This window comes from Micromonospora sp. WMMD714, from assembly GCF_029581315.1.
Classification (GTDB): Bacteria; Actinomycetota; Actinomycetes; order Mycobacteriales; family Micromonosporaceae; genus Micromonospora; species Micromonospora rifamycinica.
On record NZ_CP120744.1, the window covers coordinates 717,938 to 743,214 of the forward strand.

The following is a 25,277-nucleotide window of genomic DNA, read 5'->3' on the forward strand; positions in this document are numbered from 1 at the left end:
CCTATGCCGGCCGGGCCGGCTCCGACCGGCGACGACCACGCCCGGTGACCGGGCGTGGTCGTCGCCGCACGTTCCGCTCGATCGGCTCAGCCCACGTCCCAGACCGGTTCCGGGGTCTCCACCACGTCCCCGTCGCCCCGGAACAGCACGAACCGGTCGAACGACCGGGTGAACCAGCGGTCGTGGGTGACCGCGACCACCGTCCCGGCGAACGCGGTCAGCCCGGCCTCCAGCGCCTCGGCCGAGGCCAGGTCGAGGTTGTCGGTCGGCTCGTCGAGCAGCAGCAGGGTCGCCCCGGACAGCTCCAGCAGCAGCACCAGGAACCGGGCCTGCTGACCGCCGGAGAGGGTGCCGAAGCGCTGGTCGCCCTGACCGGCCAGCTCGTAGCGGCTGAGCGCCGCCATCGCCGCGTGCCGGTCCATCCCCTCCCGGTGCTCGTCGCCCCGCCACAACGCCTCGACCAGGGTCTTGGCCATCAGCTCCGGCCGGTCGTGGGTCTGCGAGAAGTGCCCCGGCCGGACCCGCGCGCCGAGCCGGACCGCCCCGCCGTGGGCCACCGGGGCGAGCGCGGCGGCCCCGTCGACCGGGCCGTTGGCCGGGTCGGGGTCGGTGCCGCCCCGGGCCAGCAGGCGCAGGAAGTGCGACTTGCCGGTGCCGTTGGCACCGAGCACCGCCACCCGGTCGCCGTACCACAGCTCCAGGTCGAAGGGGTAGGTCAGGCCCTCCAGCTCCAGCCGCTCGCAGATGACCGCGCGCTTGCCGGTCCGCCCGCCGGCCAGCCGCATCCGGATGTCCTGGTCCTTCGGCGGTACGGGCGGCGGCCCGGCCTCCTCGAACTTGCGCAGCCGGGTCTGCGCGGCCTGGTAGCGGGAGGCCAGCCCGTCGTTGTACGCGGCCTTCTGCTTGTACATCAGCATCAGCTCCCGCAGCTTCTGGTGCTCCTCGTCCCAGCGGCGGCGCAGCTCGTCGAGGCGGGCGTGCCGGGCGGTGCGGGCGTCGTGCCAGCTGGCGAAGCCGCCCGGGTGCACCCAGGCGCTGCCGCCCTCGACGGCGACCACCCGGTCGGCGCTGCGGGCCAGCAGCTCCCGGTCGTGCGAGACGTACAGCACCGACTTGGCGGACTCGCGCAGCCGCTGCTCCAGCCAGCGTTTGCCGGGCACGTCGAGGAAGTTGTCCGGCTCGTCGAGCAGCAGCACCTCGTCGGTGCCGCGCAGCAGCAGCTCCAGGGCGAAGCGCTTCTGCTGCCCCCCGGACAGGGTCCGCACCGGGCGGTCCCGGGACGCCTCCCAGGGCAGGTCGAGCACGGTGGTGGTGACGGTGTCGAAGAGCACCTCGGCGTCGTACCCGCCGGCCTCGCCCCAGGCGGCCAGCGCGTCGGCGTACGCGAGCTGCGCCTTGCCGGCGGCGGTGCTGTACTTGCCGCGCAGCTCGGCCGCCCGCATGGCCTGCTCGGTGTCGGCGAGCCGCCGGCCGGCGTCGCGCAGTGCCGGCGGGGCCAGCGACAGGGCCAGGTCGGCCAGCGTCGACTCGTCACCGATCATGCCGATGAACTGCCGCATCACGCCGAGCCCGCCGGAGCGGGCGATCGTGCCGGTGCGTACCGGCAGGTCACCGGCGACCATCCGCAGCAGCGTCGTCTTGCCCGCGCCGTTCGGCCCGACCAGGGCGACCTTGGCACCCTCGCCGACCCGGAACGACACGTCGGCGAAGAGTTCCCGACCGTCCGGAAGGATGTGCCCCACGGCTGCCACGTCCACGTATCCCACGCCGGCATCCTGCCCGAGGCGCGGGGCCGGGCGACACCGGATTACCGGGTGACCCGCAGCACCCGGTAGCCCTTCTGGCTGGCGTGCCGGGTGACCGCGAACCCCTCGTCGAGCAGCCAGCGGTGCAGCGAGTCGCCACCGAGGTGCCGGGCCACCACCAGCCAGCCGACGCCGTCCGGGGCGAGCCGGGGCAGCCAGCGGCGCAGCAGCGCGTGCAGCTCCGGCTTGCCGACGTGGATCGGCGGGTTGGACCAGATCTGCGCGAAGGTGACCTCGGCCGGCACCTCGTCCGGGGCGACCGCGCGGACCCGGCCGGCGGCGTCGATCCGGGCGGCGTTGGCAGCGGTCAACGCGCGGGCCCGCTCGTTGACATCGACCGCCCATACGGTGGCGGCCGGTGCGAGGTCGGCCAGCACGCAGCTGATCGGCCCGAACCCGGAGCCGATGTCGAGCAGGTGGCCGTCGGTGCCGGCGGTCGGCAGGTCCGCCTTGCGCAGCAGGACGGCGGTACCGGGGTCGAGCCGGGTGGCGGAGAAGACGCCGCTGGCCGAGGTGAGTGCGTAGTCGCGCCCGGCGACGTGGAACTCGACCTCGTGGGGACGGGCCGGGGCGCTGGGCTCCGCGGTGAAGTAGTGGTCGCCGGTCACCGGGGCATTCTTCCACCGGCCCGTCGCGGAGCCGCCGCCGGTCGGAGCGGTGCCGGTCGGAGCCACCGCCGGTCGGAGCGGTGCCGGTCGGAGCCACCGCCGGTCGGAGCGGTGCCGGTCGACGCGCCCATGCACACTTTTCCGGTTTTTATCCCTTAAAGGGGCGATGAACCCTACTCTGGGCGACATGGTATATCGGTATGAGTCCCCTGAGGACGCGTTTGAGGAGAACCCGCAGCCCGGGACGGACCTGCCGCTGTTCCAGCCTGTCCCGCCCGCGCCGGCCGGACCCTCCCCGTCCCGCTTCCCGGTCCCCTCGCTGCCCCGGACCACCCGACCGGCACCCCCGGCCGCCGACCCCGTGCCGATCCGCTCCTCCGTCCAGGTGCCCACCCACGACCACGCCTCCCCGTCCGGGCCGGCCGGACCACGGTCCCGCCGCGCGGCCGACGGTCGGGGCGGTCGGCTCTGGAAGGTCGTCGTCGGTGGGGCCGCCGTGCTGGTGCTGTTCGGTCTCTGCGGACTCGCCGGGGCCGTCCTGCTCATCGACCGCACCGGCACCGACGACCCCACGCGCAACGGGCAGGCCGCCCCGACCGGCTACCCGACCACCGCCGGCCCGGACGACGCCGCCACCGGTCCGCTGGACTCCCGGGAGACCGACCGGCAGCCGCTGACCGTCAAGGAGGTCTTCCCGGACAAGAAGCTGGTCGTCGGCACCGACCGGCACGAGTACCCGGTGCTCAAGACCCACGCCAGTGGCAGTTGCGCCGTCGCGGCCACCGGCGAGATCGCCGACCTGCTGACCACCCTCGGGTGCAGCCAGGTGGTCCGGGCCACGCTGCGCTCCCCCGACGGCGACCACCTGGTCACCACCGGCCTGCTCAACCTGACCGACCTGGCGACCGCGCAGCGCGTCCGGGACCGTGTCCGGCCGCTGCTCGACGACCGGCGGGGCCGGTTCCGGGGCATGCCCGCCGGGGACGGCACCGAGTCGGTCGCCACCGCCGCCGCCCGGGTCGCCTGGCAGGTACGCGGCCACTACGTGGCCTACTGTCTGGTCACCCGGGACGACGGCGGCGCGGTGCCGGCCGGCGACCCCGGTATCCGCGAGATCATCTACGACCTGCTCGAACTGCACCTCGACAAGAGCGTGCTGGACCGTCGGGCGGCCGGCGTCAGCGTGGACCAGCCCGACCCGAAGACCACCACCGCCCCGGCCAGCCCGCGTGCCGGGGACCGGAAGACCACCACCCCGTCCGCGAGCCCGCGCTCCGACGACCCGGACACCGACGACCTGCCCGGCGACTGACCACCGCCGGGGCCGGTACGCCGCACGGCTACCCGGTCTGCCGCCGTCGGAGCCGGGCACCCGGACCTTCCACCCGGCCGCTACGCCGGCTCGACGGGCAGCCAGAGTTCGCGGATCGCGGTGCCGAGGTCGGCTGTCGGCTCGGGCACCGCGACGATCTCCGGGCCCGGCCGCAGCCGCCACGGGTTGAAGGGGAACCACTCGGTCGCGGCCGTGGCCCAGGTCTCCTGCAGCGCCTGCGGATCCCGCCCCACGGCCCGGATGACCACCCAGTGGCCCGCCGGGACCTCGATCACGTCGAGATCGCCCGGGACCGGTGTGCCCGGGGACACGGCGACCCCGTGCAGGTAGGTCAGCTCGCTGCCCTCGTCGTAGTCGGCGTCGAGGTCGTCGCAGACAGCGAGCAGGCCACCGGGCTCGACGTCGCCGAGTGCCTTCAGGCGCAGATGCTCCTCCGCCGGTAGCGCGGCGACGTGCTGCCGGATGTACGGGTTGACTCCTCGGTGGATCAGTGGAACCCGGGCAGCGTGCCCCACGAGCCGGAACGCGGGACGGTCGACGATGCGGGTCAGCATGCGTTCGCTCCCTTCGACAGTTGGCGGGACGTGAGCTGTGCTGTGGTGCGACAGGGCCTCCGTAGCGTGACCGGCGCTGTCGCAACGCTCCCGACGGATGCGGAGCGGAAAGTGTCGGGCGACCTGGCCGGGTGCCGCCACACGATGGGGCCATGGACGACACGACACTGGTATCCCGGTTCCTTCGCGACGGTTTCGTGAAGGTGGCGGGCGCCGTCGCACCGCGGGTGGCCGCGGACTGCGCGCGGCTGCTGTGGCGGGAGACCGGCTGCGACCCGGACGACCCGGCCACCTGGAACAAGCCGGTGCACTGGGTGCCCGGGATGGCGCAGGGGCCGTTCGCCGCCGCACCCAACTCGCCGTTCCTCCATCACGCGTACGACCTGCTCGTCGGCGCGGGACGCTGGGAGCCGCGCTACTCACTGGGCACGTTCCCGTTGCGCTTCCCGCACTCCGACGAGCCGGACGACGCGGGCTGGCACATCGAGGGCAGCTACCTGCCCGAGGGGGCGAGCTGGTACTTCACGAACATCCGCTCCCGGGGGCGGGCGCTGCTGATGCTGTTCCTGTTCAGCGAGGTCGGTGCGGAGGACGCCCCGACCCGGATCCGGGTCGGCTCGCACCTCGACGTGCCCAAGGTGTTGGCGAAGCACGGGGAGGACGGGGCGAGCGGGCTGGACCTCGCGCCCGAGTTGGTGGCGGCGTCCGACCACCGGCCGCTCGCCCTGGCCACCGGATCCCCTGGGGACGTCTTCCTCTGCCACCCGTTCCTGGTGCACGCGGCGCAGCCGCACCACGGGACGCGGCCGCGCTTCATGGCCCAGCCGCCACTGCTGCCGGCCGCGCCGTACGAACTGGAACGGGCCGACGGTGCGTACTCTCCCGTGGAGATCGCGATTCGCCGGGGCCTCGGGCGGGACACCCCCGGCCCCGACGGGCGGGGAACGCGGTGACGGCGGTGCGGGTGAGTGGCCGCAACGCGCGGTTCCAACAGTGGGAGGCGCTGCTGCGCAACCGGACCAAGCGGCAACGTCGTGGCGAACTCCTCGTGCAGGGCGTACGCCCGATCACCATGGCGATCGAACACGGCTGGCAGATCCGCGAGCTGCTCCACGACGCCGACGGTCCGCTGTCAGGTTGGGCACGCCAGGCCCTGGACACCGTCCGGGCCGAAACGTTCGCCGTCTCCCGGGAGCTGATGCACGAGCTGGGCGGTAAGGCGGACACCGTTCCGGAGCTGCTGGCCGTGGTCGCGCTGCCGGCGGACGACCTGCGCCGCATTCCGGTCGGGTCGACCATGCTCACCGTCGTCTTCGACCGGCCCACCAGCCCCGGCAACATCGGGACACTGATCCGGTCCGCGGACGCCTTCGGCGCGTCCGGCGTCATCGTCACCGGCCATGCCGCCGACGTGTACGACCCGAAGGCGGTGCGGGCGAGCACCGGCTCGCTGTTCGCGCTGCCCGTGGTCCGGGTGCCCGCACACCAGGCCGTGCTGTCCTGGGTCGCCGACGTGCGCGGCGTCGGCGTCGGCCTCGGCATCGTGGGTGCCGACGAGCACGGCGCGGTGGTCGCCGCCGAGTACGACTTCAGGCAGCCCACGCTGGCCCTGATCGGCAACGAGACCACCGGGCTCAGTGTCGGCTGGCGTGCGGCCTGCGACCACCTCGTCCGGGTGCCGATGTCCGGGGCCGCCAGCTCCCTGAACGCGGCGGCGGCCGCGACCGTCGTGCTCTACGAATCGGCACGCCAGCGCAGCGCCGCCGCCTACCGGTAGCGCACCGGCCGCCCGGGCGGGAGCCGGTCACCCGTCGGCACGGCGCTGCCGGCGGCACCAGCCGGACCCGGTACCCATGGACCGAGAACTCAGGCCCTAGGACTCCACCGGCAGGCGCAGCCGGCGGGTACGGTCGGCGCGGGCGGCGTACTCGGCCGGGTCCTCCGGATAACCGACGGCGACCAGCGTCAACCCGTGCGCCGGTGCGACGGTCACCTCGCTCGACCGTTCCCGCCGGGCCAGCTGGCCCGCCGGCCAGTCCACCGGGCGTCGGCCGTCCCCGGCGGTCAGCATCGCCCCCACCAGGCTGCGCACCATCGCCTGGCAGAACGCGTCGGCCTGCACGGTGGCGACCAGGATGCCGTCCGGGTCACGCCGCCAGTCCAGCCGGGTCACCTCGCGGATCGTGGTGGCGTTCTCCTTGCGCCGGCAGTACGCGGCGAAGTCGTGCTCCCCCACCAGGCCGGCCGCCGCGGCGGTCAACGCGGCCGGGTCCAGTGGTCGGTGCCAGGCCAGGGTGTCCCGGCGGCGCAGCGGCTCGGCACCCCACGGGGCGTCGGTCACCCGGTACTCGTACCGCCGGAAGGTCGCCGAGAAGCGGGCGTCGAAGTCGACGGGCGCCTCGGTCATCGCCCGGACCCGCACGTCACCGGGGAGCAGCCGGGCCAGCCGGCGCAGCAGCCGTTCCCGGTGCTCCCGCCAGACGGTGGCCGGGAGGTCGAGGTGGCAGACCTGGCCGGTGGCGTGCACGCCGGCGTCGGTCCGGCCGGCCACCGTCAACCCGGTCACCGTGCCCGCCCCGAGCACCAGGTCCAGCGCCCCGACCAGCACACCGGCGACGGTGCGCCGGGTGGGCTGGGCCGCCCAGCCGGAGAATTCGGTGCCGTCGTACGAGACGTCCAGTCGTAGCCGGGTCCGCTCGTCCACCTCGTACCTCCCGTTCACGACATCGGGCCCGGCACCCCAGGAAGGGGTGCCGGGCCCGACGGTGCCGTGGTGCTCAGGCCTTGTTCTCGGTGGCCTCGTTGGTCTCGGTGGCCTCGTCGCTGTCCTCGCGGGCGGCGGCGGTGTCACCGGACGCCGAGACCGGCGCCTCGGAGTCCTGGTCGGCCGGGGCCGCCGGGGTCTCCTCGGCCGGGGCGAGCGCCTCGACCTTGTCCTGCTGGGCGCTCTTGCGGGCCGCGGTCTTCTTGTTCGCCTTGGGCTCGGCGACCTGAAGCTCCTCGACCAGCTCGATGATCGCCATCGGAGCGGCGTCACCCTTGCGCGGGCCGGTCTTCACGATCCGGGTGTAGCCACCGTTGCGGTTGGCGTACCGGGGCGCGATCTGGTCGAACAGGGAGTAGACCACGTCCTTGTCCTTGACGACGCCCAGCACCCGGCGGCGGGAGGCGAGGTCGCCCCGCTTGGCCTTGGTGATGAGCTGCTCGGCCAGCGGACGCAGCCGCCGGGCCTTCGTCTCGGTGGTCTGGATCTTTCCGTGCTGGAACAGCGCGGTGGCCAGGTTGGCCAGCATCAGCCGCTCGTGCGCGGGGCTGCCGCCGAGGCGGGGGCCCTTGGTGGGCGTGGGCATGCTTGGTGCTCCTCAGGTGTGGCGGCAGCGCGGACTAGAGCTGCTCGGTCTCGCGATAGTCGTCGGTGTCGTAGTCGGCCTCGCCGAAGGCGTCCACGACGTGTGCCGGGTCGAAGTTCGGGGCCGAGTCCTTCAGCCCGAGACCCATCCCGGCGAGCTTCATCTTGACCTCGTCGATCGACTTCTGCCCGAAGTTCCGGATGTCGAGGAGGTCGGCCTCGGTACGCCCGATCAGCTCACCAACGGAGTTGATGCCCTCGCGCTTGAGGCAGTTGTAGGAGCGGACGGTGAGGTCCAGCTCCTCGATCGGCAGGGCCAGGTCCGCCGCCAGCTGGGCGTCCTGCGGGGACGGCCCGATGTCGATGCCCTCGGCGGTCTCGTCCAGCTCCCGGGCCAGCCCGAAGAGCTCCACCAGCGTCGAACCGGCGGAGGCCAGCGCGGTGCGCGGACCCATCGACGGCTTGGTCTCGACGTCGATGATCAGCCGGTCGAAGTCGGTCCGCTGCTCGACGCGGGTCGCCTCGACGCGGTACGTCACCTTCAGCACCGGCGAGTAGATCGAGTCGACCGGGATCCGGCCGATCTCGGCACCGGCCTGCTTGTTCTGCGCCGCCGTCACGTAGCCGCGACCCCGCTCGACGGTCAGCTCCATGTCGAGCCGGCCCTTGCCGTTGAGGGTGGCGAGCTTGAGGTCGGGGTTGTGCACCGAGACACCGGCCGGGGGCTGGATGTCGCCGGCGGTGACGTCGCCCGGCCCCTGCTTGCGCAGGTACATGCTGACCGGCTCGTCGTGCTCGGAGCTGACGCAGAGCTCCTTGATGTTCATGACGAGCTCGACCACGTCCTCCTTGACCCCGGGGATCGTGGTGAACTCGTGCAGCACACCGTCGATCTTGATCGAGGTGACCGCGGCACCCGGGATGGACGACAGCAGCGTACGCCGCAGCGAGTTGCCCAGGGTGTAGCCGAAGCCGGGCTCCAGCGGCTCGATGGTGAACCGGGAGCGGGTCTCGTTGATCGACTCTTCGGAGAGAGACGGTCGCTGGCTGATGAGCATTTCTTCTCTTCTCTTCCGGGACGCCCGCTATATGACGCCCACGACACGAACTGTTCCGGTGGCCCGCCCCGCAGGACGGGCCACCGCAACGGGCCCTACTTGGAGTAGAGCTCGACGATCAGCTGCTCCTGGACCTGGGTGTCGATCACCTGACGGGCCGGGAGCGAGTGCACCAGGACCTTCATCTGGCTCGGGATCGCCTCCAGCCACGCCGGGACGGTCTTCGAGCCGGCCTGGGCCTGCGCCACGATGAACGGGGTGAGCTCCTTGCTCTTGCCCCGGACCTCGATGATGTCGTGCTCCTTGACGCGGTACGACGGGATGTCGACCTTCTTGCCGTTCACGGTGAAGTGACCGTGCTTGACAAGCTGGCGGGCCATGTCCCGCGAGTGCGCGTAACCGGCCCGGTAGACCACGTTGTCGAGGCGCGACTCGAGGATCTGCAGGAGGACCTCACCGGTCTTGGCCTGCTTGGCCACGGCCTCCTCGTAGTAACCGCGGAACTGCTTCTCCAGCACGCCGTACACACGACGGGCCTTCTGCTTCTCGCGGAGCTGGAGCAGGTACTCCGTCTCCTTCGTGCGGCCACGGCCGTGCTGTCCGGGCGGGAAGGGCCGGGACTCGAACGGGCACTTCGGGCCATCGCACTTGCTGCCCTTGAGGAACAGCTTCATCTTCTCCCGCCGGCAACGGCGGCAGTCAGCACCGGTGTAACGAGCCATCTCTCTCTAACCTCTCAGACCCGACGACGCTTCGGCGGACGGCACCCGTTGTGCGGCTGCGGGGTGACGTCGGCGATCTGGCCGACCTCCAGCCCGACGGCCTGCAGGGAGCGGATGGCGGTTTCCCGGCCGGAGCCGGGGCCCTTGACGAACACGTCGACCTTGCGCATGCCGTGTTCCATCGCCCGACGCGCGGCGGCCTCGGCGGCCAGCTGCGCGGCGAACGGGGTCGACTTGCGGGAGCCCTTGAAGCCCACCTGGCCGGCGGAGGCCCAGGAGATGACCGCACCGGTCGGGTCCGTGATGGACACGATGGTGTTGTTGAACGTGCTCTTGATGTGCGCCTGCCCGTGGGCGACGTTCTTGCGTTCCTTGCGCCGGACCTTCTTGACAGCGGCTCCGGCACGAGCCTTCGGTGGCATAAGTCTGTGCGCTCCTAGTTGACTGTCCGGACGGGCCGCGCGATCCGGTCTTCACAGCACCGACATCGACCCGGATTCCGGTCAAAATCTACTTCTTGCCGGGCTTCTTCTTGCCGGCGACAGTCCGCTTCGGGCCCTTGCGGGTCCGGGCATTGGTCCGGGTCCGCTGGCCACGCACGGGCAGACCCCGGCGGTGCCGGATGCCGGCGTAGCAGCCGATCTCGACCTTGCGGCGGATGTCAGCGGCGACCTCGCGGCGCAGGTCGCCTTCAACCTTGTAGTTCGCCTCGATGTGGTCGCGGAGCTGGACCAGCTCCTCGTCCGTGAGGTCCCGAGCGCGCTTGTCCGGCGAGATGCCGGTGGCGGCGAGCGTCTCCAGGGAGCGGGTGCGACCCACCCCGAAGATGTAGGTGAGCGCGATCTCCATCCGCTTCTCGCGGGGGAGATCCACGCCGACTAGACGTGCCATGTGCGGGCGTACTCCTCGTGATGTGTGGCGGAGGTGTGGACCCGTCCCATCCCGCTACCGACCGTCCGCCTCCGGCGCGTTGTGCGCCGGACCGAACGGCCGCTGCCCGAGCGGGCCCCGGCCTCCGACCGGGGGTTGGCCACGAGAAGATACGCGTGCGTACGTTCCGCGGCTGGGACGAGCTGGTGACGTGGTGTCGTCGGATCTACGCGACCCGGACCGGTCCGCCGCCCTCCGTGGTGACGGACGGCGGGATCGGATCAGCCCTGGCGCTGCTTGTGGCGCGGGTCGCTGCAGATCACCATGACCCGGCCGTGCCGGCGGATAACCCGGCACTTGTTGCAGATCCTCTTGACGCTCGGCTTGACCTTCACGGTTGCCTTACTTCCCATCTGGCCCGGCGACGCGGTGACCGCGACTCCGGACGTCGAAGACGGACACGGGGACTTCCCGGCCGCCGTCAGGCTTACTTGTAGCGGTAGACGATGCGCCCGCGGGTCAGGTCGTACGGCGAGAGTTCGACGACGACCCGGTCCTCCGGCAGGATGCGGATGTAGTGCTGCCGCATCTTGCCGCTGATGTGAGCCAGCACCTTGTGGCCGTTCGCGAGTTCCACCCGGAACATGGCGTTCGGCAGAGGCTCGATGACCCGACCCTCGATCTCGATGGCTCCGTCTTTTTTCGGCATGTACTCCGCTGTCCTGACGTCGGTTGCTCCGGACGGCCCACAACGTCTTACACGGGCCTTCCGATGGTCATCGGGTGCCCGCGCCAGCCGCGGCTCCGGGCTCCCACCGAAGCGCGAGGTGGGCATGCCGGAGTGGACGCTGTGCGCCGATCTGAAAGTCTACGCCCGCCCACGGGCTGTCGCCAAACCGGCCACCCGTGGCGTCACCCACTAGGACGAAAGCGGACATCGGGTCCGCGACACACCAGCCCGACCGCGCGGCCTCACCGACCGCGCCGACGCCGCTCCCGACGCCGCGCCCGGACCGCCCGCAGCCGCTCCCGGCGGGCCGCGTCCCGCCCGGCCGACCCGGTGCCGAACCCACCCACGGTACGGAAGACCAGCATCGCCCCCCACGGACCGAGCACCCAGACCGGCCAGTAGAACGGCAGGTCCCGGCTGCCGAGCGCGGAGATCGCCCAGACCACGGTGAGGATGGCCGCCACCCGCAACCAGGGCACCCAGACCTCGGCCAGCCAACGCCCGGAGCCGGCTCCGGGCGACTCCCCACCCACCAGCTCCCCGTCCACCGGCGGCCCACCTACCGGCGCCCCGTCCACGGGCCGCCCGGGTGTCGTCCGCTGTCCGGCGACCGCCGTGGGATCCGGGTCGACCGGCCCCGGCGGCACCCCCGGGCCGGGTCCGGCCGGAGCCAGGGCGGACCGCTGGGCGGACGCCGGTCCCGGCAGGTCCGCCAGGACGGTGTCCAGCTCCGCGTAGGTCTTCGCCCCGTACGTCTGCTGCAGGCGCTCGTCGTACTCGTGCAGGTCGAGCCGGCCCTCCTCCAGGGCGACCCGGAGCCGTTCCGCCGTCGCCTCCCGGTCGGTGTCCGCCGCCCGCATCCGCTCCCGCCCCTCCATGCCGGCAAGCATGACACTCCCGATCCACCGTCGCCGACCGGCGACCACCAGCCGCCAGCCCTTCGCCGACGCGGGTCCGCCGCCGGCCCGTGTCGCCGGCCGAGCCGCACTCCCCCACCCGGCCCATGACCCCCGCACCGGACGGTCCTCGCCCCGGATCGCCGGTGCCACCGCTTCCGGCCGTGGCAGCGACGCCGACACGGGAAGCGGCGTCAGCTTCCACGGCTCCGGGCGGTGGAGTGGGGGTGGGTGGCGTGGGTGGCGGGTCAGCCGGCCGGCGAGTCGGCCCGTTGCCGGGCGGTCACCAGGTCACCGAGCCGGCCCCGGCCGCCGTCGAAGGCGGTCAGCACCCACACCCCGTCCTCCAGCAACGCCATCGAGTGCTCGACGTGCACCGCCATCGACCGGTCCCGGGTGACCACCGTCCACCCGTCGGACAGTTCGACGGTACGCGGCGAGCCCATCGTGATCATGGGCTCGATCGCCAACGCCATGCCGGGCAACAGGCGTGGCCCCTTGCCGGGGCGGCCGTGGTTGAGCACGTGCGGGTCCTGGTGCATCTCGGTGCCGATGCCGTGCCCGCCGTAGCCGTCGACGATGCCGTACCGGCCGCCCCGGCGGACCGCGGTCTCGACCGCGTGCGAGATGTCGGTGAGCCGGCCCCGGCCGTTGGCGGCCCCCCGTGCGGCGGCGGCGATCCCGGCCCACATGGCGTCCTCGGCGACCGCGGCCATCTTCAGCAGCGCCGGATCGACCTCGCCGACCCCGACGGTGACCGCCGCGTCGCCGTGCCAGCCGTCCAGCACCGCGCCGCAGTCGATCGAGATCAGATCGCCCTCGCGGAGCACCTGGTCGGCTGCCGGGATCGCGTGCACCACCTGCTCGTTGACCGACGAGCAGATCGACGCGGGAAAACCGTGGTAGCCCTTGAAGGACGGGATCGCCCCGGCCTCCCGGATGGTCGCCTCGGCGATGGCGTCGAGGTCGGCCGTACTGACCCCGGGCGCGACCGCCGCGCTCATCCGACGCAGGGCCTCGGCGACCACCAGCCCGGCGGCCCGCATCTTCTCGATCTGTTCAGGGGTCTTCAGCTGGATGTCCAGCTGGGTACGACGCATGGAGCGGTCACCTTTCGTTGCCGACACACAGCGAAACAGCGGGGCACGTGAGGTACCCCGCTGTTCGCACTCTATCCGCCGGGCCGCGCCGGGAGGTCAGCCGCCGTACGAGCGCAGCGCGTCGATCGCGCGCACCGTGACGTCCTCCACCGGGCCGGTGGCGTCGATCCCGACGAGCTTGTTCTGGGCGCCGTAGTAGTCGACGAGCGGCGCGGTCTTCTCGGCGTACTCGCGCAGCCGGGCCGCGATGGTCTCCGGCTTGTCGTCGTCGCGTTGGAACAGCTCGGCGCCGCACCGGTCGCAGATGCCGTCCTTGGTCGTCGCGTCGAACTCGACGTGCCAGATCTTGCCGCAGCCCCGGCAGGTACGCCGGCCGGAGAGCCGCCGGATCACCTCGTCGTCGTCGACCACCAGTTCGAGCACCAGATCCAACGCGGTACCCAGGTCGGCGAGGAGCTTGTCCAGCGCGGCGGCCTGCGGCGTGGTGCGCGGGAACCCGTCGAGCAGGAACCCCTCGGAGGCGTCCGGCTCGGCGAGCCGGTCCCGGACCATGTTGATGGTCACCTCGTCCGGGACCAGCTTGCCGGCGTCCATGTACCGCTTCGCCTCGACCCCCAGCGGCGTCCCCTGGGAGACGTTGGCCCGGAAGATGTCACCGGTCGAGATCTTCGGCACCGAGAGGTGTGCGGCGACGAACTCCGCCTGTGTGCCCTTGCCCGCGCCCGGCGGGCCAACCAGAACGAGTCGCATCTACCGCAGGAACCCTTCGTAGTTCCGCTGCATGAGTTGGCTCTCGATCTGCTTCACGGTCTCCAGACCGACGCCGACCATGATGAGCACAGCGGTGCCGCCGAACGGGAAGTTCTGGAACTGCTGGCTGTTCAGCCAGATGAAGAAGAAGTTCGGCAGGACCGCCACGATACCCAGGTAGAGCGCGCCCGGCAGGGTGATCCGGCTGAGGATGAAGTCGAGGTAGTCGGCGGTCGGCTTGCCGGGGCGGATGCCCGGCACGAAGCCGCCGTACTTCTTCATGTTGTCCGCGACCTCGGTCGGGTTGAACGTGATCGACACGTAGAAGTAGGTGAAGAAGATGATCAACAGGAAGTAGATCACGATGTGCAGCGGCGCGTCGGCCTGCACGATGTTGTTCTGGATCCAGGCCTGGGTCTTGCCCGGGTCGGTCTGGTCGAAGAACTGGAGCGCCAGCTGCGGCAGGTAGAGCAGCGACGAGGCGAAGATGACCGGGATGACACCGGCCTGGTTCACCTTCAGCGGGATGTAGGTGGAGGTACCGCCGTACATCCGCCGGCCGATCATCCGCTTGGCGTACTGCACCGGGATCCGGCGCTGTGCCTGCTCGATGAAGCAGACCGCGGTGATGACCACCAGGACCAGCGCGAGCACCAGGGCGAACTTGCCCCAACCCTCGTTGGTCTTGATCTTCCAGCCCTCGCTGGGGAGCCGGGCCGCGATCGAGGTGAAGATCAGGACGGACATGCCGTTGCCGACGCCGCGGTCGGTGATCAGCTCACCGAGCCACATCACCATGCCGGTACCGGCGGTCATCGTCATGACCAGGATGCCGAGCGTCAGCCAGTCCGGGATGCCGGTGCCCTTGGGCACGATCGGGAACTGGTCGCAGCGGTTCTGGAAGAGCTGGCCGGAACGGGCCAGCGCCACGAACGCCGAGGACTGGAGGATGCCCAGGCCGAGGGTCAGGTAGCGGGTGTACTGGGTGATCTTCGCCTGGCCGGCCTGGCCCTCCTTGCGGAGCTGCTCCAGCCGGGGGATGACCACTGTCAGCAGCTGCAGGATGATCGACGCGGTGATGTAGGGCATGATGCCCAGCGCGAAGACCGAGAGCTGCAACAGCGCGCCGCCGGAGAACAGGTCGAGCAGGTTGAGCACGCCCGTGTTCTGGCCCTGCAGACTGTCGAGACACTTCTGCACGTTGCCGTACGAGACGCCGGGGCTGGGCAGAGTGGCGCCGAGCCGGTAGACCGCGATGATGCCTACTGTGAACAGCAGCTTCTTGCGCAGGTCAGGCGTACGGAACGCACTGAGAAAGGCGGACAGCAACTTCTTCCTCCTGCGCGCGGGCCGCCCGGTGGTGGTCCCTGGCGGGTCGGGGTGGGTGCCGGGCGAGTGCCCGATATCCATGGCTGGGAAGGGACTCTAACAGCCCGATCCCGCTCCGGGCAGGTGTGCCCGGCTACATAAACCGAATCCGATATTACCCGGCGCACACGCTCCGGGTAGACCAGGGCGCCCGCCCAGTCACAGAGAACTGAGCGGGCGCCATGGATCGCCTGACCTACAGCTCGGTGACCGAGCCACCGGCAGCGGTGATCTTCTCCTTGGCCGACGCGCTGAACGCCTGCGCCGACACCTGGAGGGTCACGCCGCCGAGGTCGCCGGTCCCGAGGACCTTGACCGGGTGGCCCTTGCGGACCGCGCCGGCCTCGACCAGCTCCAGCGGGCCGACCTGGCCGCCGTTGGGGAACAGTTCGGCGAGCCGGTCCAGGTTGACCACCTGGAAGACGACCTTGAACTTGTTCTTGAAGCCCTTCATCTTCGGCAGGCGCATGTGGATGGGCATCTGCCCACCCTCGAACGCCGCCGAGATGTTCTTGCGGGCCTTCGAGCCCTTGGTGCCGCGACCGGCGGTCTTGCCCTTGGAGCCCTCACCGCGACCCACCCGGGTCTTCGCGGTCTTGGCACCCGGAGCGGGGCGCAGGTGGTGAACCTTGATCGTCATTACTCGACCTCCTCGACCTTCACGAGGTGGCTGACCGCGAAGATCATGCCCCGAATCTCGGGACGGTCCTCCTTGACCACCACGTCGTTGATCCGCTTCAGGCCGAGCGAACGCAGCGAGTGCCGCTGGTTCTGCTTCCGCCCGATCGCCGACCGGAGCTGGGTGACCTTCAGACGTGCCATCAGGACGCCACCCCCGCCCGCGACGCCAGCATGGCGGCCGGCGCGACGTCCTCGACCGGCAGGCCACGACGGGCCGCGACGGCCTCCGGGGACTCGAGCCCCTTCAGCGCCGCCACCGTGGCGTGCACGATGTTGATGGGGTTGGACGAGCCGAGGCTCTTGGAGAGCACGTCGTGGATGCCCGCGCACTCCAGGACGGCACGCACCGGTCCACCGGCGATGACACCCGTACCGGCGGAGGCCGGCTTGAGCAGCACGACGCCGGCGGCGGCCTCACCCTGGATCGGGTGCGGGATCGACTGACCGATCCGCGGCACCTTGAAGAAGTGCTTCTTGGCCTCCTCGACACCCTTGGCGATCGCCGCGGGCACCTCCTTGGCCTTTCCGTAGCCCACGCCGACCGTGCCGTCGCCGTCGCCCACGATCACCAGGGCGGTGAAGCTGAAGCGACGACCGCCCTTCACGACCTTGGCGACGCGGTTGATCGCGACGACCCGCTCGATGTGCGGGGTCTTCTCGACGGGCGCGTTTCCGCGGCCGCCCTCACGGCGGTTGTCGCGGCGACCACCCTCGTTGCCACCGGACCCGCCGCCACGGCGCTGTTGACCTGGCATCAGCAGCCTTCCTTATCTCTCGTGACGGGGTTTCTAGAACTCGAGCCCGGCTTCGCGGGCGGCGTCGGCCAGCGCGGCGACCCGCCCCGCGTACCGGCTGCCACCGCGGTCGAAGACGACCTTGGACACACCCGCGGCCTTGGCCCGCTCGGCGAGCAGGCTGCCGACCTTGCCGGCCAGGGCGCTCTTGTCGCCCTCCGCACCGCGCAGCGACGCGTCCAGGGTCGAGGCCGACGCCAGGGTGTGACCCTTGGTGTCGTCGACGACCTGGGCGACGATGTGCCGCAGCGAGCGGGTGACCACGAGACGGGGGCGCTCGGCGGTGCCGCTGACGTTCTTGCGGACCCGGAAGTGTCGACGCGCACGGCCGACGGCGCGCTTGGCGGCGACGCCGCGGCGGCGCTTGAGCAGCGTGGCGCTCACTTCTTACCTGCCTTTCCGGCCTTGCGGCGGATGACCTCGCCCTGGTACTTGACGCCCTTGCCCTTGTAGGGCTCCGGCGGGCGGATCTTCCGGATGTTGGCGGCGACCTCACCGACCTGCTGCTTGTCGATGCCGGCCACGTGGAACAGGGTCGGCCGCTCCACCGTGAAGGTGATGCCGTCCGGGGCGGGGACCAGGACCGGGTGCGAGAACCCGAGCGCGAACTCGAGGTCCTTGCCCTTGGCCGTGACCCGGTAACCGGTGCCGGCGATCTCCAGGCTCTTGCGGTAGCCCTCGGTCACCCCGACGATCATGTTGGCGACCAGAGTACGGCTCAGGCCGTGCAGCTCCTTGGCCTTGCGCTCGTCGTTCGGCCGGTTGACGTGCAGCTGGCCGTCCTCGCCCCGCTCCGCCCTGATCGGCTCGGCGAGCGTGTGCGACAGCTCGCCCTTCGGACCCTTGACCTTGACGGTCTGGCCCTCGATCGTGATGTCGACGCCGGAAGGCACCGGGATCGACTTACGTCCAATACGCGACATTTCTACCTGTCTCCCGTTACCAGACGAAGGCGAGGACTTCCCCGCCAACGCTCCGCTTGCGGGCCTGCCGGTCGGTGAGCAGCCCCTGGGACGTCGAAATGATCGCCACGCCCAGCCCGCCGAGCACCCGCGGGAGCCCGTCCGACTTGGCGTACACCCGGAGACCGGGCTTGGACACGCGCTTGATGCCGGCCAGGCTCCGCTCCCGGTTCTGGCCGTACTTCAGCTCGACGACCAGTCGCTTGCCGACGGCACCCTCTTCGGGCTCCTCGACCAACCAGGTGGCGATGTAACCCTCGGCCTTGAGGACCTCGGCGATGTTCGCCTTGATCTTCGAGTAGGGCATCGTCACCCGGTCGTGGTACGCCTGGTTGGCGTTACGCAGACGCGTGAGCATGTCTGCGATCGGGTCGGTCATCGTCATGAAATTCGTCAACCTTTCTCGCCGGGGTTCCCCGGGCACGGCCCGGGGCCTACGGCGAAGAGACAGTTCAGCTGACGCGCGAGGCGCGCCGGGCTATTACCAGGAAGCCTTGGACACGCCGGGCAGCTCACCGCGGTGGGCCATCTCCCGGATGCACACCCGGCAGAGACCGAACTTGCGGTAGACCGCCTTCGGACGCCCGCACCGCTGGCAGCGGGTGTACGCGCGAACCGAGAACTTCGGCTTCGCGGCCGCCTTGATGATCAGCGCCTTCTTGGCCATCTCAGTTCTCCTTGAACGGGAAGCCCAGGAGCTTGAGCAGCGCCCGGCCCTCGTCGTCGGTCGTGGCGGTCGTGACCACCGTGATGTCCATGCCCCGCTGGCGATCGATCCGGTCCTGGTCGATCTCGTGGAACACCGACTGCTCGGTCAGGCCGAACGTGTAGTTGCCGTGCCCGTCGAGCTTGCGCCCGTCCAGGCCGCGGAAGTCGCGGATACGCGGCAGCGCGATCGACAGCAGCCGGTCCAGGAACTCCCACATCCGGTCGCCGCGCAGGGTGACCTTCGCGCCGATCGGCATGCCCTCACGCAGCTTGAACTGCGCGATCGACTTGGTGGCCCGCCGCACCTGCGGCTTCTGGCCGGTGATCGTGGCCAGGTCACGGACGGCGCCGTCGATCAGCTTGGCGTCGCGAGCGGCCTCGCCGACACCCATGTTGACGACGATCTTGACCAGCCGCGGCACCTGCATGGGGTTGCCGTAGCTGTGCTGCTCCTGCAGCTTGGCCACGATCTCGTTGCGGTACCGCTCCTTGAGACGCGGCAGGGTCTTGGTTTCGGTAGCCGTGGTCATCACAGGTCCTTACCGGTGCTACGCGCGATGCGGACCTTCTGGCCGTTGTCGTCGAACCGGTAACCGACCCGGGTCGGGTTCCCGTCGGAGTCCAGGACCTGCACGTTCGAGACGTGGATCGGGGCCTCCTGGGTGACGATGCCACCGGTCTTGGCGCCGCGCTGGGTGGTGCTGATACGGGTGTGCTTCTTGACCCGGTTCACGCCTTCGACGAGGACCTTGTCCTGCCGCGGGTAGGCCGCGATGACCTTGCCCTTGGCACCCTTGTCCTTGCCGGCGATGACGATGACCGTGTCGCCCTTCTTGACCTTCACGGTCACAACACCTCCGGCGCGAGGGAAATGATCTTCATGAACCGCTTGTCCCGCAGTTCCCGCCCCACCGGGCCGAAGATACGGGTACCGCGCGGGTCCCCGCCGTCCTTGATGATGACGGCGGCGTTCTCGTCGAAACGGATGTACGAGCCGTCCGGCCGCCGCTTCTCCTTGGCGGTGCGGACGACGACGGCCTTGACGACGTCGCCCTTCTTCACACCGGCACCCGGGATCGCGTCCTTGACGGTGGCCACGATGACGTCGCCGATGCTCGCGTAGCGCCGACCGGAGCCACCGAGAACCCGGATGCACAGGATCTCCCGGGCACCCGTGTTGTCGGCGACGCGCAGTCGCGACTCCTGCTGAATCACGTCTATCTCCTATGTCTGCCGGTTCTCCGGCCGCCCTCGCGGGCGGCCGGAGCCTGGCGGAACCTGCGCCCGACCGAAACCGGCCGAGCTCGAGCCTTCGCTACTTGGCCTTCTCGAGGATCTCCACGATCCGCCAACGCTTGGTGGCGGACAGCGGCCGGGTCTCCATGATCGAAACCCGGTCGCCGATGCCGGCGGCGTTCTGCTCGTCGTGCACCTTCAGCTTGCGGGTACGGCGCATGATCTTGCCGTACAGCGCGTGCTTGACCCGGTCCTCGACCTCGACCACGACGGTCTTGTCCATCTTGTCGCTGACCACCAGGCCCTCACGGACCTTACGGCGGGCCCGCACGGTGGCGGTGGTGTTCTCGGTCTCGCTCATGATGCAGTCACCTCAGTCGGCGCGGCCGAGAGACCCAGCTCGCGCTCACGCATGATCGTGTAGATCCGGGCGATCTCCCGACGGATGACCTGCAACCGCCGGTTGTTGTCCAGCTGACCGGTCGCGGCCTGCACGCGGAGGTTGAACAGCTCCGCCTTGGCCTCGCGCAGCTTCGCGACCAGCTCCTCCTCGGAGAGCTCACGCAGCTCGGAAGGCTTGACGCCCGCTGCCATCAGGATTCACCCACTTCGCGCGTAACAATGCGGCACTTCATCGGGAGCTTGTGGACCGCGCGACGCATAGCCTCTCGCGCGACCTGCTCGTTGGGGAAGGACATCTCGAAGAGGATCCGCCCCGGCTTGACGTTCGCGACCCACCACTCGGGCGAGCCCTTGCCGGAACCCATCCGGGTCTCGGCCGGCTTCTTGGTGAGGGCCTGGTCCGGGAAGACCGTGATCCAGACCTTGCCACCACGCTTGATGTGCCGGGTCATGGCGATACGTGCCGACTCGATCTGCCGGTTGGTCACGTACGCCGGCTCGAGAGCCTGGATTCCGAACTCGCCGAACACCACCCGGTTACCGCCCTTGGACGCGCCGTGGCGGTCCGGGTGGTGCGGCTTGCGGAAGCCCTTCGGGGGCTTGCGCGGCATCAGCATCTGTCAGCCCTCCTGCTGCGTTTCTGCCGGCTGGGTGACGGCCTCGGCGACAGCGGAGCTGTCGACCGGGTCGCCACTCGGCGTCTCGGCCTGCTGCGCGATGGTGGTCGCGGCGGCCCGGCCGGCCTCGGTACCACCGGCGGTCGTACCCGACGAACCCGACCGGCCACGACGCGGGCGCTCGGGGCGGTCGCCACGCTCACCGCGACGCGGGCGGGACGGACCGGCCTCGGCCGGAGCCTCCCGGCCCGGCACGGCGTCGCCCTTGTAGATCCAGACCTTCACGCCGATCCGGCCGAAGGTGGTACGGGCCTCGAAGAAGCCGTACTCGATGTTGGCCCGCAGCGTGTGCAGCGGAACCCGACCCTCGCGGTAGAACTCCGTCCGGCTCATCTCGGCGCCGCCGAGACGGCCCGAGACCTGCACCCGGATGCCCTTGCAGACGGGGTTCTTCATCGCCGACTGCATGGACTTGCGCATGGCCCGACGGAAGCTGACCCGGCTGGAGAGCTGCTCGGCGACGCCCTGGGCGACCAGCTGCGCGTCCGACTCGGGGTTCTTCACCTCGATGATGTTCAGCTGCACCTGCTTGCCGGTGAGCTTCTCCAGCTCGCCGCGGATCCGGTCGGCCTCCGCACCCTTACGGCCGATGACGATGCCCGGCCGGGCGGTGTGGATGTCGACCCGGACCCGGTCCCGGGTGCGCTCGATGTCGACCTTGGAGATGCCGGCCCGCTCAAGACCCTTGGACATCATCCGGCGGATCTTGACATCCTCGCCGATGTAGTCCTTGTAGAGCTTGTCCGCGAACCAGCGGGACTTCCAGTCGGTCGAGATGCCGAGCCGGAATCCAGTGGGGTGAACCTTCTGACCCATTACTCGGCGCCCTCCGTCTTGCTCTCCGTCGCCGCGGCCTCGGCCTGCTGCGCCGGGGCGGCCTTCTTCGCCGCGGACTTCTTCGGCGCGGCCGGCGCGACCGCCTCGACCGCCACGGTGATGTGGCAGGTGCGCTTGCGGATCCGGTACGCCCGGCCCTGCGCCCGCGGCCGGAACCGCTTCATGGTCGGGCCCTCGTCGACGAACGCCTCGCTGACGAGCAGCGCGTCGGGGTCCAGCCGCTCGTTGTTCTCCGCGTTGGCGATCGCGCTCGCGAGCACCTTGTATACCTGCTCACTCGCCGCCTGCGGCGCGAACTGCAGCACCGTGAGCGCCTCCTTCGCGGGCAGGCCGCGGACGAGGTTGACCACCCGGCGCGCCTTCATCGGCGAGATGCGCACGTGTCGCGCAACCGCCCGCGCGCCCGGAAGCACCGGAGCGTCGCCCTTTCCTGGCATCGCTGTAACCCCTTGTTCCTCTATCCGTATGCCCGCGGCTCAGCGCCGGCGGCTCTTCCGGTCGTCCTTCTCGTGACCCTTGAAGGTGCGGGTCAGCGCGAACTCGCCGAGCTTGTGCCCGACCATGGCCTCGGTCACGAACACCGGGACGTGCTTGCGTCCGTCGTGCACGGCGATCGTGTGCCCGAGCATCTCGGGAATGATCGTCGAGCGCCGCGACCAGGTCTTGATGACGTTCTTCGAGCCCTTGTCGTTCTGCGTCTCCACCTTCTTGAGCAGGTGGTCGTCGACGAACGGGCCCTTCTTCAGGCTGCGAGGCATGCTCTATCTCCCTCAGCCGCGCTTACGCGTGGCGTAGCGGCGGCGGACGATCAGCCGGTCGCTCGGCTGGCCCTTACGACGGGTGCGGCCCTCGGGCTTACCCTGCGGGTTCACCGGGTGGCGACCACCGGAGGTCTTACCCTCACCACCACCGTGCGGGTGGTCGACCGGGTTCATCGCGACACCACGGACGGTCGGGCGCTTGCCCTTCCACCGCATCCGGCCGGCCTTGCCCCAGTTGATGTTCGACTGGTCGGCGTTGCCGATCTCGCCGACGCTGGCGCGGCAGCGCACGTCGACCCGCCGGATCTCACCGGACGGCATCCGGAGGGTCGCGTACGCGCCCTCCCGGCCGAGCAGCTGGATGCCGACGCCGGCCGAGCGGGCCAGCTTGGCGCCGCCGCCCGGACGCAGCTCCACGTTGTGGATGGTGGTACCGACCGGAATGTTGCGCAGCGGCAGGTTGTTGCCCGGCTTGATGTCGGCGCCCGGCCCGGACTCGACCCGGTCGCCCTGCTTCATGTCCTTCGGCGCAAGGATGTAGCGCTTCTCGCCGTCGGCGTAGTGCAGCAGCGCGATGCGCGCGGTGCGGTTGGGGTCGTACTCGATGTGCGCGACCTTCGCCGGCACGCCGTCCTTGTCGACCCGCTTGAAGTCGATCAGGCGGTACTGCCGCTTGTGGCCGCCGCCGTGGTGCCGGGTGGTGATCCGGCCGTGGGCGTTGCGCCCACCCTTCTTCGGCAGCGGGGCCAGCAGGGACTTCTCCGGCGTGGACCGGGTGATCTCGGCGAAGTCGGCGACGCTGGAGCCGCGTCGGCCCGGCGTCGTCGGCTTGTACTTACGGATAGCCATTGTCTACACCCCTCAGCTGACCGGGCCGCCGAAGGCCTCGATACGGTCACCGTCAGCCAGCTTCACGATCGCCCGCTTGGTCGCCTTGCGCTGACCGAAGCCGGTCTTGGTGCGCTTGCGCTTGCCCTGGCGGTTGAGCGTGTTGACCGTCAGGACGCGGACGTTGAAGATCTGCTGGATAGCGATCTTGATCTCGGTCTTGTTCGCGTCCGGGTGCACCAGGAAGGTGTACCAGTTCCGGTTCAGCTCGCTGTAGCTCTTCTCCGAGACGACCGGCGCGACGATGATGTCCCGCGGGTCGGCGATCGTGCTCACTTGCCACCCTCCTCGGTGGTCTCGGCGGACTCGGCCGCGGGGCCGGCCTCCGCGGGCACACCCAGGAACTCGTCCAGGGCGTCCTTGGTGAAGACCACGTCGTCGGCCACCAGCACGTCGTACGTGTTGAGCTGGCCGGACTCGATCAGGTGCACCCGCGGCTCGTTGCGCAGCGACACCCAGTTCAGCTCGTCGGTGCTGCTCAGCACGACGAGCACCCGGCGGGCCTCGGTCAGCTTGGCCAGGGTGGCCAGGGCCGCCTTGGTCGACGGCTTCTCGCCCGAGACGAACGCCTCGACGACGTGCAGCTGGCCGGCACGCGCCCGGTCGGAGAGGGCGCCACGCAGGGCGGCGGCCTTCATCTTCTTCGGGGTCCGCTGGCTGTAGTCACGCGGCACGGGGCCGTGCACCACACCGCCACCGGCGAACTGCGGCGCGCGGATCGAGCCCTGCCGGGCCCGGCCGGTGCCCTTCTGCTTGTACGGCTTCTTGCCGCCACCGGCGACCTCGCCGCGGGTCTTGACCTTGTGGGTGCCCTGGCGGGCCGCCGCGAGCTGCGCCACCACGACCTGGTGCATCAGCGCGATGTTGGCCTGCACGTCGAAGACGTCGGCCGGCAGCTCGACGGAGCCGCTCTTGGCGCCTTCGACATTGTGGACGTCAACGGTGGTCACTTGGCCACACCGCCCTTCTTCACCTTCGTCTTGGCCGCGGTGCGGACCAGGACCAGCGCACCCTTGGGGCCGGGGATGGCACCACGGACGAGCAGGAGGTTGTTCTCGGTGTCGACCGCCTGGACGGTCAGGTTCTGGACGGTGTAGCGCACGCCACCCATCCGACCCGCCATCCGGGTGCCCTTGAAGACGCGACCCGGGGTCGCACAGGCACCGATGGCGCCCGGCGAGCGGTGCTTGCGCTCGACACCGTGGCTGGCGCGCAGGCCGTGGAAGCCGTGCCGCTTCATCGGGCCGGCGTAGCCCTTGCCCTTGGTCTTGCCGGTGACGTCGATGGTCACGCCGGCCGGGAACTCCTCGACCGTGACCTCCTGGCCCAGCGAGTAGTCCGCCGCGTTCGCGGTGCGCAGCTCGACCATGTGCCGGCGCGGCGCCACGTCCGCCTTGGCGTAGTGCCCGCTGACGGGCTTCTTGACCTTGCGCGGGTCGATCGTGCCGTAGGCGAGCTGGACCGCGGAGTAACCGTCCTTCTCGGCGCTACGCACCTGGCTGACGACGCACGGGCCGGCCTGAACCACGGTCACCGGCACAACCTTGTTGTTGTCCCAGACCTGGGTCATACCGAGCTTGGCGCCCAGGATCCCCTTGACTTGCCTGTCCATTTGTCCGGTCCCTACAGCTTGATCTCGATGTCGACGCCAGCCGGCAGGTCGAGGCGCATGAGCGAGTCGACCGTCTTCGGAGTCGGGTCGATGATGTCGATCAGCCGCTTGTGCGTACGCATCTCGAAGTGCTCGCGCGAGTCCTTGTACTTGTGCGGCGAGCGGATGACGCAGAAACGGTTGATCTCCGTGGGCAGCGGCACCGGGCCCGCGACCTGCGCCCCGGTGCGCGTCACCGTCTCGACGATCTTCCGCGCCGAGGAGTCGACGACCTCGTGGTCATAGGCCTTGAGCCGGATGCGGATCTTCTGTCCCGCCATGGTGGCTTCTGTTCCTTCTCTCGATGCCGCTGTGTTGCGGGCACCTGTACCGGCTGGTACAGGCCCACTTCGCCGACCCCCGCGGTCGGGCGTGTCGCGCCCGTGGACCAGGCTCCGCCCCGGGACTCCGGAGCGACTCTCTGACCACGCGGTGGGTCAAGGCGCCGATCGCATCACAGCGATCTGGACGCCGTGCGAGGGTGGTTGACCGCCAGGGGCGATCAACCACCCTACGCGCGACTGTTGGTCTTCCCGG

The 25,277-nt window shown here is 70.4% G+C and carries 39 protein-coding genes; 3 read left to right on the forward strand and 36 right to left on the reverse strand.

Features of this window, described 5'->3' with window-relative positions; genetic code table 11:
- Nucleotides 1-86: 86 nt before the first annotated feature.
- Together O7625_RS03175 and O7625_RS03180 are read right to left on the reverse strand one after the other, a co-directional pair.
- The gene (locus O7625_RS03175) at nt 87-1,766 is read right to left on the reverse strand and encodes an ATP-binding cassette domain-containing protein (RefSeq protein WP_282344208.1); all 1,680 of its coding nucleotides are present in this window, start codon (nt 1,764-1,766) and stop codon (nt 87-89) included.
- A 41-nt stretch (nt 1,767-1,807) separates the two neighbouring features.
- Complete coding sequence (locus O7625_RS03180) at nt 1,808-2,413, reverse strand: methyltransferase (protein ID WP_282344210.1); 606 nt, start codon at nt 2,411-2,413, stop codon at nt 1,808-1,810.
- Nucleotides 2,414-2,600: 187 nt separating this feature from the next.
- Here O7625_RS03180 and O7625_RS03185 point away from each other — a divergent pair, with 187 nt between their 5' ends.
- Entirely contained in the window at nt 2,601-3,725 is a 1,125-nt protein-coding gene (locus tag O7625_RS03185; protein ID WP_282344212.1) for a hypothetical protein, read from the forward strand.
- An 80-nt stretch (nt 3,726-3,805) separates the two neighbouring features.
- Here the strand turns inward: O7625_RS03185 and O7625_RS03190 are convergent, their stop codons facing one another.
- Complete coding sequence (locus tag O7625_RS03190) at nt 3,806-4,300, reverse strand: GyrI-like domain-containing protein (protein WP_282344215.1); 495 nt, start codon at nt 4,298-4,300, stop codon at nt 3,806-3,808.
- 152 nt (nt 4,301-4,452) lie between these two features.
- Between O7625_RS03190 and O7625_RS03195 the strand changes: the two genes are divergently transcribed.
- Both O7625_RS03195 and O7625_RS03200 read left to right on the forward strand, forming a co-directional pair.
- Nucleotides 4,453-5,253 (forward strand): phytanoyl-CoA dioxygenase family protein, encoded by an 801-nt coding sequence (locus tag O7625_RS03195; RefSeq protein WP_282344216.1) that lies wholly within the window; start codon nt 4,453-4,455, stop codon nt 5,251-5,253.
- Between the two features lie 5 nt (nt 5,254-5,258).
- On the forward strand, nt 5,259-6,077 hold the full coding sequence (locus O7625_RS03200; protein WP_282344218.1) for a TrmH family RNA methyltransferase: 819 nt from the start codon (nt 5,259-5,261) through the stop codon (nt 6,075-6,077).
- A 96-nt stretch (nt 6,078-6,173) separates the two neighbouring features.
- Here the strand turns inward: O7625_RS03200 and truA are convergent, their stop codons facing one another.
- The 33 genes from truA to rpsJ all read right to left on the reverse strand — a co-directional run bounded on the left by truA (nt 6,174) and on the right by rpsJ (nt 25,021).
- The gene (truA, locus tag O7625_RS03205; protein ID WP_282344220.1) at nt 6,174-7,004 is read right to left on the reverse strand and encodes a tRNA pseudouridine(38-40) synthase TruA; all 831 of its coding nucleotides are present in this window, start codon (nt 7,002-7,004) and stop codon (nt 6,174-6,176) included.
- 73 nt (nt 7,005-7,077) lie between these two features.
- The gene (gene rplQ, locus O7625_RS03210) at nt 7,078-7,650 is read right to left on the reverse strand and encodes a 50S ribosomal protein L17 (protein ID WP_067301474.1); all 573 of its coding nucleotides are present in this window, start codon (nt 7,648-7,650) and stop codon (nt 7,078-7,080) included.
- A gap of 34 nt (nt 7,651-7,684) precedes the next feature.
- Entirely contained in the window at nt 7,685-8,707 is a 1,023-nt protein-coding gene (locus O7625_RS03215) for a DNA-directed RNA polymerase subunit alpha (RefSeq protein ID WP_007073009.1), read from the reverse strand.
- Between the two features lie 95 nt (nt 8,708-8,802).
- Entirely contained in the window at nt 8,803-9,429 is a 627-nt protein-coding gene (gene rpsD / locus O7625_RS03220; RefSeq protein WP_067301470.1) for a 30S ribosomal protein S4, read from the reverse strand.
- Between the two features lie 14 nt (nt 9,430-9,443).
- On the reverse strand, nt 9,444-9,851 hold the full coding sequence (gene rpsK, locus O7625_RS03225) for a 30S ribosomal protein S11 (RefSeq protein ID WP_030329919.1): 408 nt from the start codon (nt 9,849-9,851) through the stop codon (nt 9,444-9,446).
- Between the two features lie 88 nt (nt 9,852-9,939).
- Nucleotides 9,940-10,320: a 30S ribosomal protein S13 gene (gene rpsM, locus O7625_RS03230; RefSeq protein ID WP_067301467.1), complete on the reverse strand. Its 381-nt coding sequence runs from the start codon at nt 10,318-10,320 to the stop codon at nt 9,940-9,942.
- Nucleotides 10,321-10,580: 260 nt separating this feature from the next.
- Nucleotides 10,581-10,694 (reverse strand): 50S ribosomal protein L36, encoded by a 114-nt coding sequence (rpmJ, locus tag O7625_RS03235; protein ID WP_043965539.1) that lies wholly within the window; start codon nt 10,692-10,694, stop codon nt 10,581-10,583.
- 92 nt (nt 10,695-10,786) lie between these two features.
- Entirely contained in the window at nt 10,787-11,008 is a 222-nt protein-coding gene (gene infA / locus O7625_RS03240) for a translation initiation factor IF-1 (protein ID WP_007073013.1), read from the reverse strand.
- Between the two features lie 263 nt (nt 11,009-11,271).
- A complete protein-coding gene (locus tag O7625_RS03245) occupies nt 11,272-11,889 on the reverse strand; it encodes a DUF1707 domain-containing protein (protein ID WP_282346793.1) in 618 nt (205 codons plus the stop codon).
- Between the two features lie 284 nt (nt 11,890-12,173).
- Nucleotides 12,174-13,025, reverse strand: coding sequence for a type I methionyl aminopeptidase (gene map, locus O7625_RS03250; RefSeq protein WP_282344222.1), 852 nt, complete (start codon nt 13,023-13,025; stop codon nt 12,174-12,176).
- A 96-nt stretch (nt 13,026-13,121) separates the two neighbouring features.
- Nucleotides 13,122-13,775: an adenylate kinase gene (locus O7625_RS03255; protein ID WP_067301462.1), complete on the reverse strand. Its 654-nt coding sequence runs from the start codon at nt 13,773-13,775 to the stop codon at nt 13,122-13,124.
- Entirely contained in the window at nt 13,776-15,104 is a 1,329-nt protein-coding gene (secY, locus tag O7625_RS03260) for a preprotein translocase subunit SecY (RefSeq protein ID WP_067301459.1), read from the reverse strand. It lies immediately after the preceding gene.
- Between the two features lie 235 nt (nt 15,105-15,339).
- Nucleotides 15,340-15,783, reverse strand: a complete 444-nt coding sequence (gene rplO / locus O7625_RS03265) for a 50S ribosomal protein L15 (protein ID WP_067301456.1) — start codon at nt 15,781-15,783, stop codon at nt 15,340-15,342.
- A complete protein-coding gene (gene rpmD / locus O7625_RS03270) occupies nt 15,783-15,965 on the reverse strand; it encodes a 50S ribosomal protein L30 (protein ID WP_067301451.1) in 183 nt (60 codons plus the stop codon). The genes rplO and rpmD overlap by 1 nt, the downstream gene beginning before the upstream one ends.
- On the reverse strand, nt 15,965-16,579 hold the full coding sequence (rpsE, locus tag O7625_RS03275) for a 30S ribosomal protein S5 (RefSeq protein ID WP_089004147.1): 615 nt from the start codon (nt 16,577-16,579) through the stop codon (nt 15,965-15,967). Before rpsE ends, rpmD begins: the two co-directional genes overlap by 1 nt.
- 33 nt (nt 16,580-16,612) lie before the next feature.
- A complete protein-coding gene (rplR, locus tag O7625_RS03280) occupies nt 16,613-17,002 on the reverse strand; it encodes a 50S ribosomal protein L18 (protein ID WP_067301445.1) in 390 nt (129 codons plus the stop codon).
- Nucleotides 16,999-17,541, reverse strand: coding sequence for a 50S ribosomal protein L6 (gene rplF, locus O7625_RS03285; protein ID WP_067301442.1), 543 nt, complete (start codon nt 17,539-17,541; stop codon nt 16,999-17,001). The genes rplR and rplF overlap by 4 nt, the downstream gene beginning before the upstream one ends.
- Nucleotides 17,542-17,557: 16 nt before the next feature.
- Complete coding sequence (gene rpsH / locus O7625_RS03290) at nt 17,558-17,965, reverse strand: 30S ribosomal protein S8 (protein WP_067301438.1); 408 nt, start codon at nt 17,963-17,965, stop codon at nt 17,558-17,560.
- Nucleotides 17,966-18,061: 96 nt separating this feature from the next.
- A complete protein-coding gene (locus O7625_RS03295; protein ID WP_007465272.1) occupies nt 18,062-18,247 on the reverse strand; it encodes a type Z 30S ribosomal protein S14 in 186 nt (61 codons plus the stop codon).
- Nucleotide 18,248: 1 nt separating this feature from the next.
- Entirely contained in the window at nt 18,249-18,818 is a 570-nt protein-coding gene (gene rplE, locus O7625_RS03300; protein ID WP_067301437.1) for a 50S ribosomal protein L5, read from the reverse strand.
- Complete coding sequence (gene rplX, locus O7625_RS03305) at nt 18,818-19,138, reverse strand: 50S ribosomal protein L24 (protein WP_172898445.1); 321 nt, start codon at nt 19,136-19,138, stop codon at nt 18,818-18,820. Before rplX ends, rplE begins: the two co-directional genes overlap by 1 nt.
- On the reverse strand, nt 19,135-19,503 hold the full coding sequence (rplN, locus tag O7625_RS03310) for a 50S ribosomal protein L14 (protein WP_007073026.1): 369 nt from the start codon (nt 19,501-19,503) through the stop codon (nt 19,135-19,137). Before rplN ends, rplX begins: the two co-directional genes overlap by 4 nt.
- Nucleotides 19,504-19,603: 100 nt before the next feature.
- On the reverse strand, nt 19,604-19,885 hold the full coding sequence (rpsQ, locus tag O7625_RS03315; RefSeq protein ID WP_067301434.1) for a 30S ribosomal protein S17: 282 nt from the start codon (nt 19,883-19,885) through the stop codon (nt 19,604-19,606).
- Entirely contained in the window at nt 19,882-20,118 is a 237-nt protein-coding gene (gene rpmC, locus O7625_RS03320) for a 50S ribosomal protein L29 (protein WP_067301431.1), read from the reverse strand. The genes rpsQ and rpmC overlap by 4 nt, the downstream gene beginning before the upstream one ends.
- Nucleotides 20,118-20,543 (reverse strand): 50S ribosomal protein L16, encoded by a 426-nt coding sequence (rplP, locus tag O7625_RS03325; protein WP_067301427.1) that lies wholly within the window; start codon nt 20,541-20,543, stop codon nt 20,118-20,120. The genes rpmC and rplP overlap by 1 nt, the downstream gene beginning before the upstream one ends.
- A 3-nt stretch (nt 20,544-20,546) precedes the next feature.
- Nucleotides 20,547-21,419 carry a 30S ribosomal protein S3 gene (rpsC, locus tag O7625_RS03330; protein ID WP_067301424.1) on the reverse strand — a complete coding sequence of 291 codons (873 nt, stop codon included), beginning with the start codon at nt 21,417-21,419 and terminating at the stop codon, nt 20,547-20,549.
- Nucleotides 21,419-21,877, reverse strand: coding sequence for a 50S ribosomal protein L22 (gene rplV / locus O7625_RS03335; RefSeq protein ID WP_282344227.1), 459 nt, complete (start codon nt 21,875-21,877; stop codon nt 21,419-21,421). Before rplV ends, rpsC begins: the two co-directional genes overlap by 1 nt.
- A 39-nt stretch (nt 21,878-21,916) precedes the next feature.
- A complete protein-coding gene (gene rpsS / locus O7625_RS03340; RefSeq protein ID WP_007073032.1) occupies nt 21,917-22,198 on the reverse strand; it encodes a 30S ribosomal protein S19 in 282 nt (93 codons plus the stop codon).
- A 12-nt stretch (nt 22,199-22,210) separates the two neighbouring features.
- The gene (rplB, locus tag O7625_RS03345) at nt 22,211-23,050 is read right to left on the reverse strand and encodes a 50S ribosomal protein L2 (protein WP_053653944.1); all 840 of its coding nucleotides are present in this window, start codon (nt 23,048-23,050) and stop codon (nt 22,211-22,213) included.
- 12 nt (nt 23,051-23,062) lie between these two features.
- On the reverse strand, nt 23,063-23,365 hold the full coding sequence (gene rplW, locus O7625_RS03350) for a 50S ribosomal protein L23 (protein ID WP_007465304.1): 303 nt from the start codon (nt 23,363-23,365) through the stop codon (nt 23,063-23,065).
- The gene (gene rplD, locus O7625_RS03355) at nt 23,362-24,039 is read right to left on the reverse strand and encodes a 50S ribosomal protein L4 (protein ID WP_067301414.1); all 678 of its coding nucleotides are present in this window, start codon (nt 24,037-24,039) and stop codon (nt 23,362-23,364) included. Before rplD ends, rplW begins: the two co-directional genes overlap by 4 nt.
- Complete coding sequence (rplC, locus tag O7625_RS03360) at nt 24,036-24,701, reverse strand: 50S ribosomal protein L3 (protein WP_067301411.1); 666 nt, start codon at nt 24,699-24,701, stop codon at nt 24,036-24,038. Before rplC ends, rplD begins: the two co-directional genes overlap by 4 nt.
- Before the next feature lie 11 nt (nt 24,702-24,712).
- Nucleotides 24,713-25,021 carry a 30S ribosomal protein S10 gene (gene rpsJ / locus O7625_RS03365; protein ID WP_007073037.1) on the reverse strand — a complete coding sequence of 103 codons (309 nt, stop codon included), beginning with the start codon at nt 25,019-25,021 and terminating at the stop codon, nt 24,713-24,715.
- Nucleotides 25,022-25,277: the final 256 nt, after the last annotated feature.

Coding starts and splice junctions, on each gene's coding strand:
- infA (WP_007073013.1), bottom strand. CDS start 11,008: ATGCCGAAAAAAGACGGAGCCATCGAGATCGAGGGTCGGGTCATCGAG.
- rpsS (WP_007073032.1), bottom strand. CDS start 22,198: ATGCCTCGCAGCCTGAAGAAGGGCCCGTTCGTCGACGACCACCTGCTC.
- O7625_RS03295 (WP_007465272.1), bottom strand. CDS start 18,247: ATGGCCAAGAAGGCGCTGATCATCAAGGCGGCCGCGAAGCCGAAGTTC.
- rpmC (WP_067301431.1), bottom strand. CDS start 20,118: ATGGCAGCGGGCGTCAAGCCTTCCGAGCTGCGTGAGCTCTCCGAGGAG.
- O7625_RS03190 (WP_282344215.1), bottom strand. CDS start 4,300: ATGCTGACCCGCATCGTCGACCGTCCCGCGTTCCGGCTCGTGGGGCAC.
- rpsE (WP_089004147.1), bottom strand. CDS start 16,579: ATGCCAGGTCAACAGCGCCGTGGCGGCGGGTCCGGTGGCAACGAGGGT.
- rpsD (WP_067301470.1), bottom strand. CDS start 9,429: ATGGCTCGTTACACCGGTGCTGACTGCCGCCGTTGCCGGCGGGAGAAG.
- O7625_RS03195 (WP_282344216.1), top strand. CDS start 4,453: ATGGACGACACGACACTGGTATCCCGGTTCCTTCGCGACGGTTTCGTG.
- rplP (WP_067301427.1), bottom strand. CDS start 20,543: ATGCTGATGCCGCGCAAGCCCCCGAAGGGCTTCCGCAAGCCGCACCAC.
- rplE (WP_067301437.1), bottom strand. CDS start 18,818: ATGACCACGGCTACCGAAACCAAGACCCTGCCGCGTCTCAAGGAGCGG.
- O7625_RS03245 (WP_282346793.1), bottom strand. CDS start 11,889: ATGCGGGCGGCGGACACCGACCGGGAGGCGACGGCGGAACGGCTCCGG.
- rplQ (WP_067301474.1), bottom strand. CDS start 7,650: ATGCCCACGCCCACCAAGGGCCCCCGCCTCGGCGGCAGCCCCGCGCAC.
- O7625_RS03255 (WP_067301462.1), bottom strand. CDS start 13,775: ATGCGACTCGTTCTGGTTGGCCCGCCGGGCGCGGGCAAGGGCACACAG.
- rplO (WP_067301456.1), bottom strand. CDS start 15,783: ATGACGATCAAGGTTCACCACCTGCGCCCCGCTCCGGGTGCCAAGACC.
- rpsQ (WP_067301434.1), bottom strand. CDS start 19,885: ATGAGCGAGACCGAGAACACCACCGCCACCGTGCGGGCCCGCCGTAAG.
- rpsJ (WP_007073037.1), bottom strand. CDS start 25,021: ATGGCGGGACAGAAGATCCGCATCCGGCTCAAGGCCTATGACCACGAG.
- O7625_RS03185 (WP_282344212.1), top strand. CDS start 2,601: ATGGTATATCGGTATGAGTCCCCTGAGGACGCGTTTGAGGAGAACCCG.
- rpsK (WP_030329919.1), bottom strand. CDS start 9,851: ATGCCACCGAAGGCTCGTGCCGGAGCCGCTGTCAAGAAGGTCCGGCGC.
- rpmD (WP_067301451.1), bottom strand. CDS start 15,965: ATGGCACGTCTGAAGGTCACCCAGCTCCGGTCGGCGATCGGGCGGAAG.
- rpsC (WP_067301424.1), bottom strand. CDS start 21,419: ATGGGTCAGAAGGTTCACCCCACTGGATTCCGGCTCGGCATCTCGACC.
- O7625_RS03215 (WP_007073009.1), bottom strand. CDS start 8,707: ATGCTCATCAGCCAGCGACCGTCTCTCTCCGAAGAGTCGATCAACGAG.
- rpsH (WP_067301438.1), bottom strand. CDS start 17,965: ATGACGATGACCGACCCGATCGCAGACATGCTCACGCGTCTGCGTAAC.
- rplC (WP_067301411.1), bottom strand. CDS start 24,701: ATGGACAGGCAAGTCAAGGGGATCCTGGGCGCCAAGCTCGGTATGACC.
- map (WP_282344222.1), bottom strand. CDS start 13,025: ATGCGTCGTACCCAGCTGGACATCCAGCTGAAGACCCCTGAACAGATC.
- rpsM (WP_067301467.1), bottom strand. CDS start 10,320: ATGGCACGTCTAGTCGGCGTGGATCTCCCCCGCGAGAAGCGGATGGAG.
- rplV (WP_282344227.1), bottom strand. CDS start 21,877: ATGCCAGGAAAGGGCGACGCTCCGGTGCTTCCGGGCGCGCGGGCGGTT.
- rplF (WP_067301442.1), bottom strand. CDS start 17,541: ATGTCGCGTATTGGACGTAAGTCGATCCCGGTGCCTTCCGGCGTCGAC.
- rplB (WP_053653944.1), bottom strand. CDS start 23,050: ATGGCTATCCGTAAGTACAAGCCGACGACGCCGGGCCGACGCGGCTCC.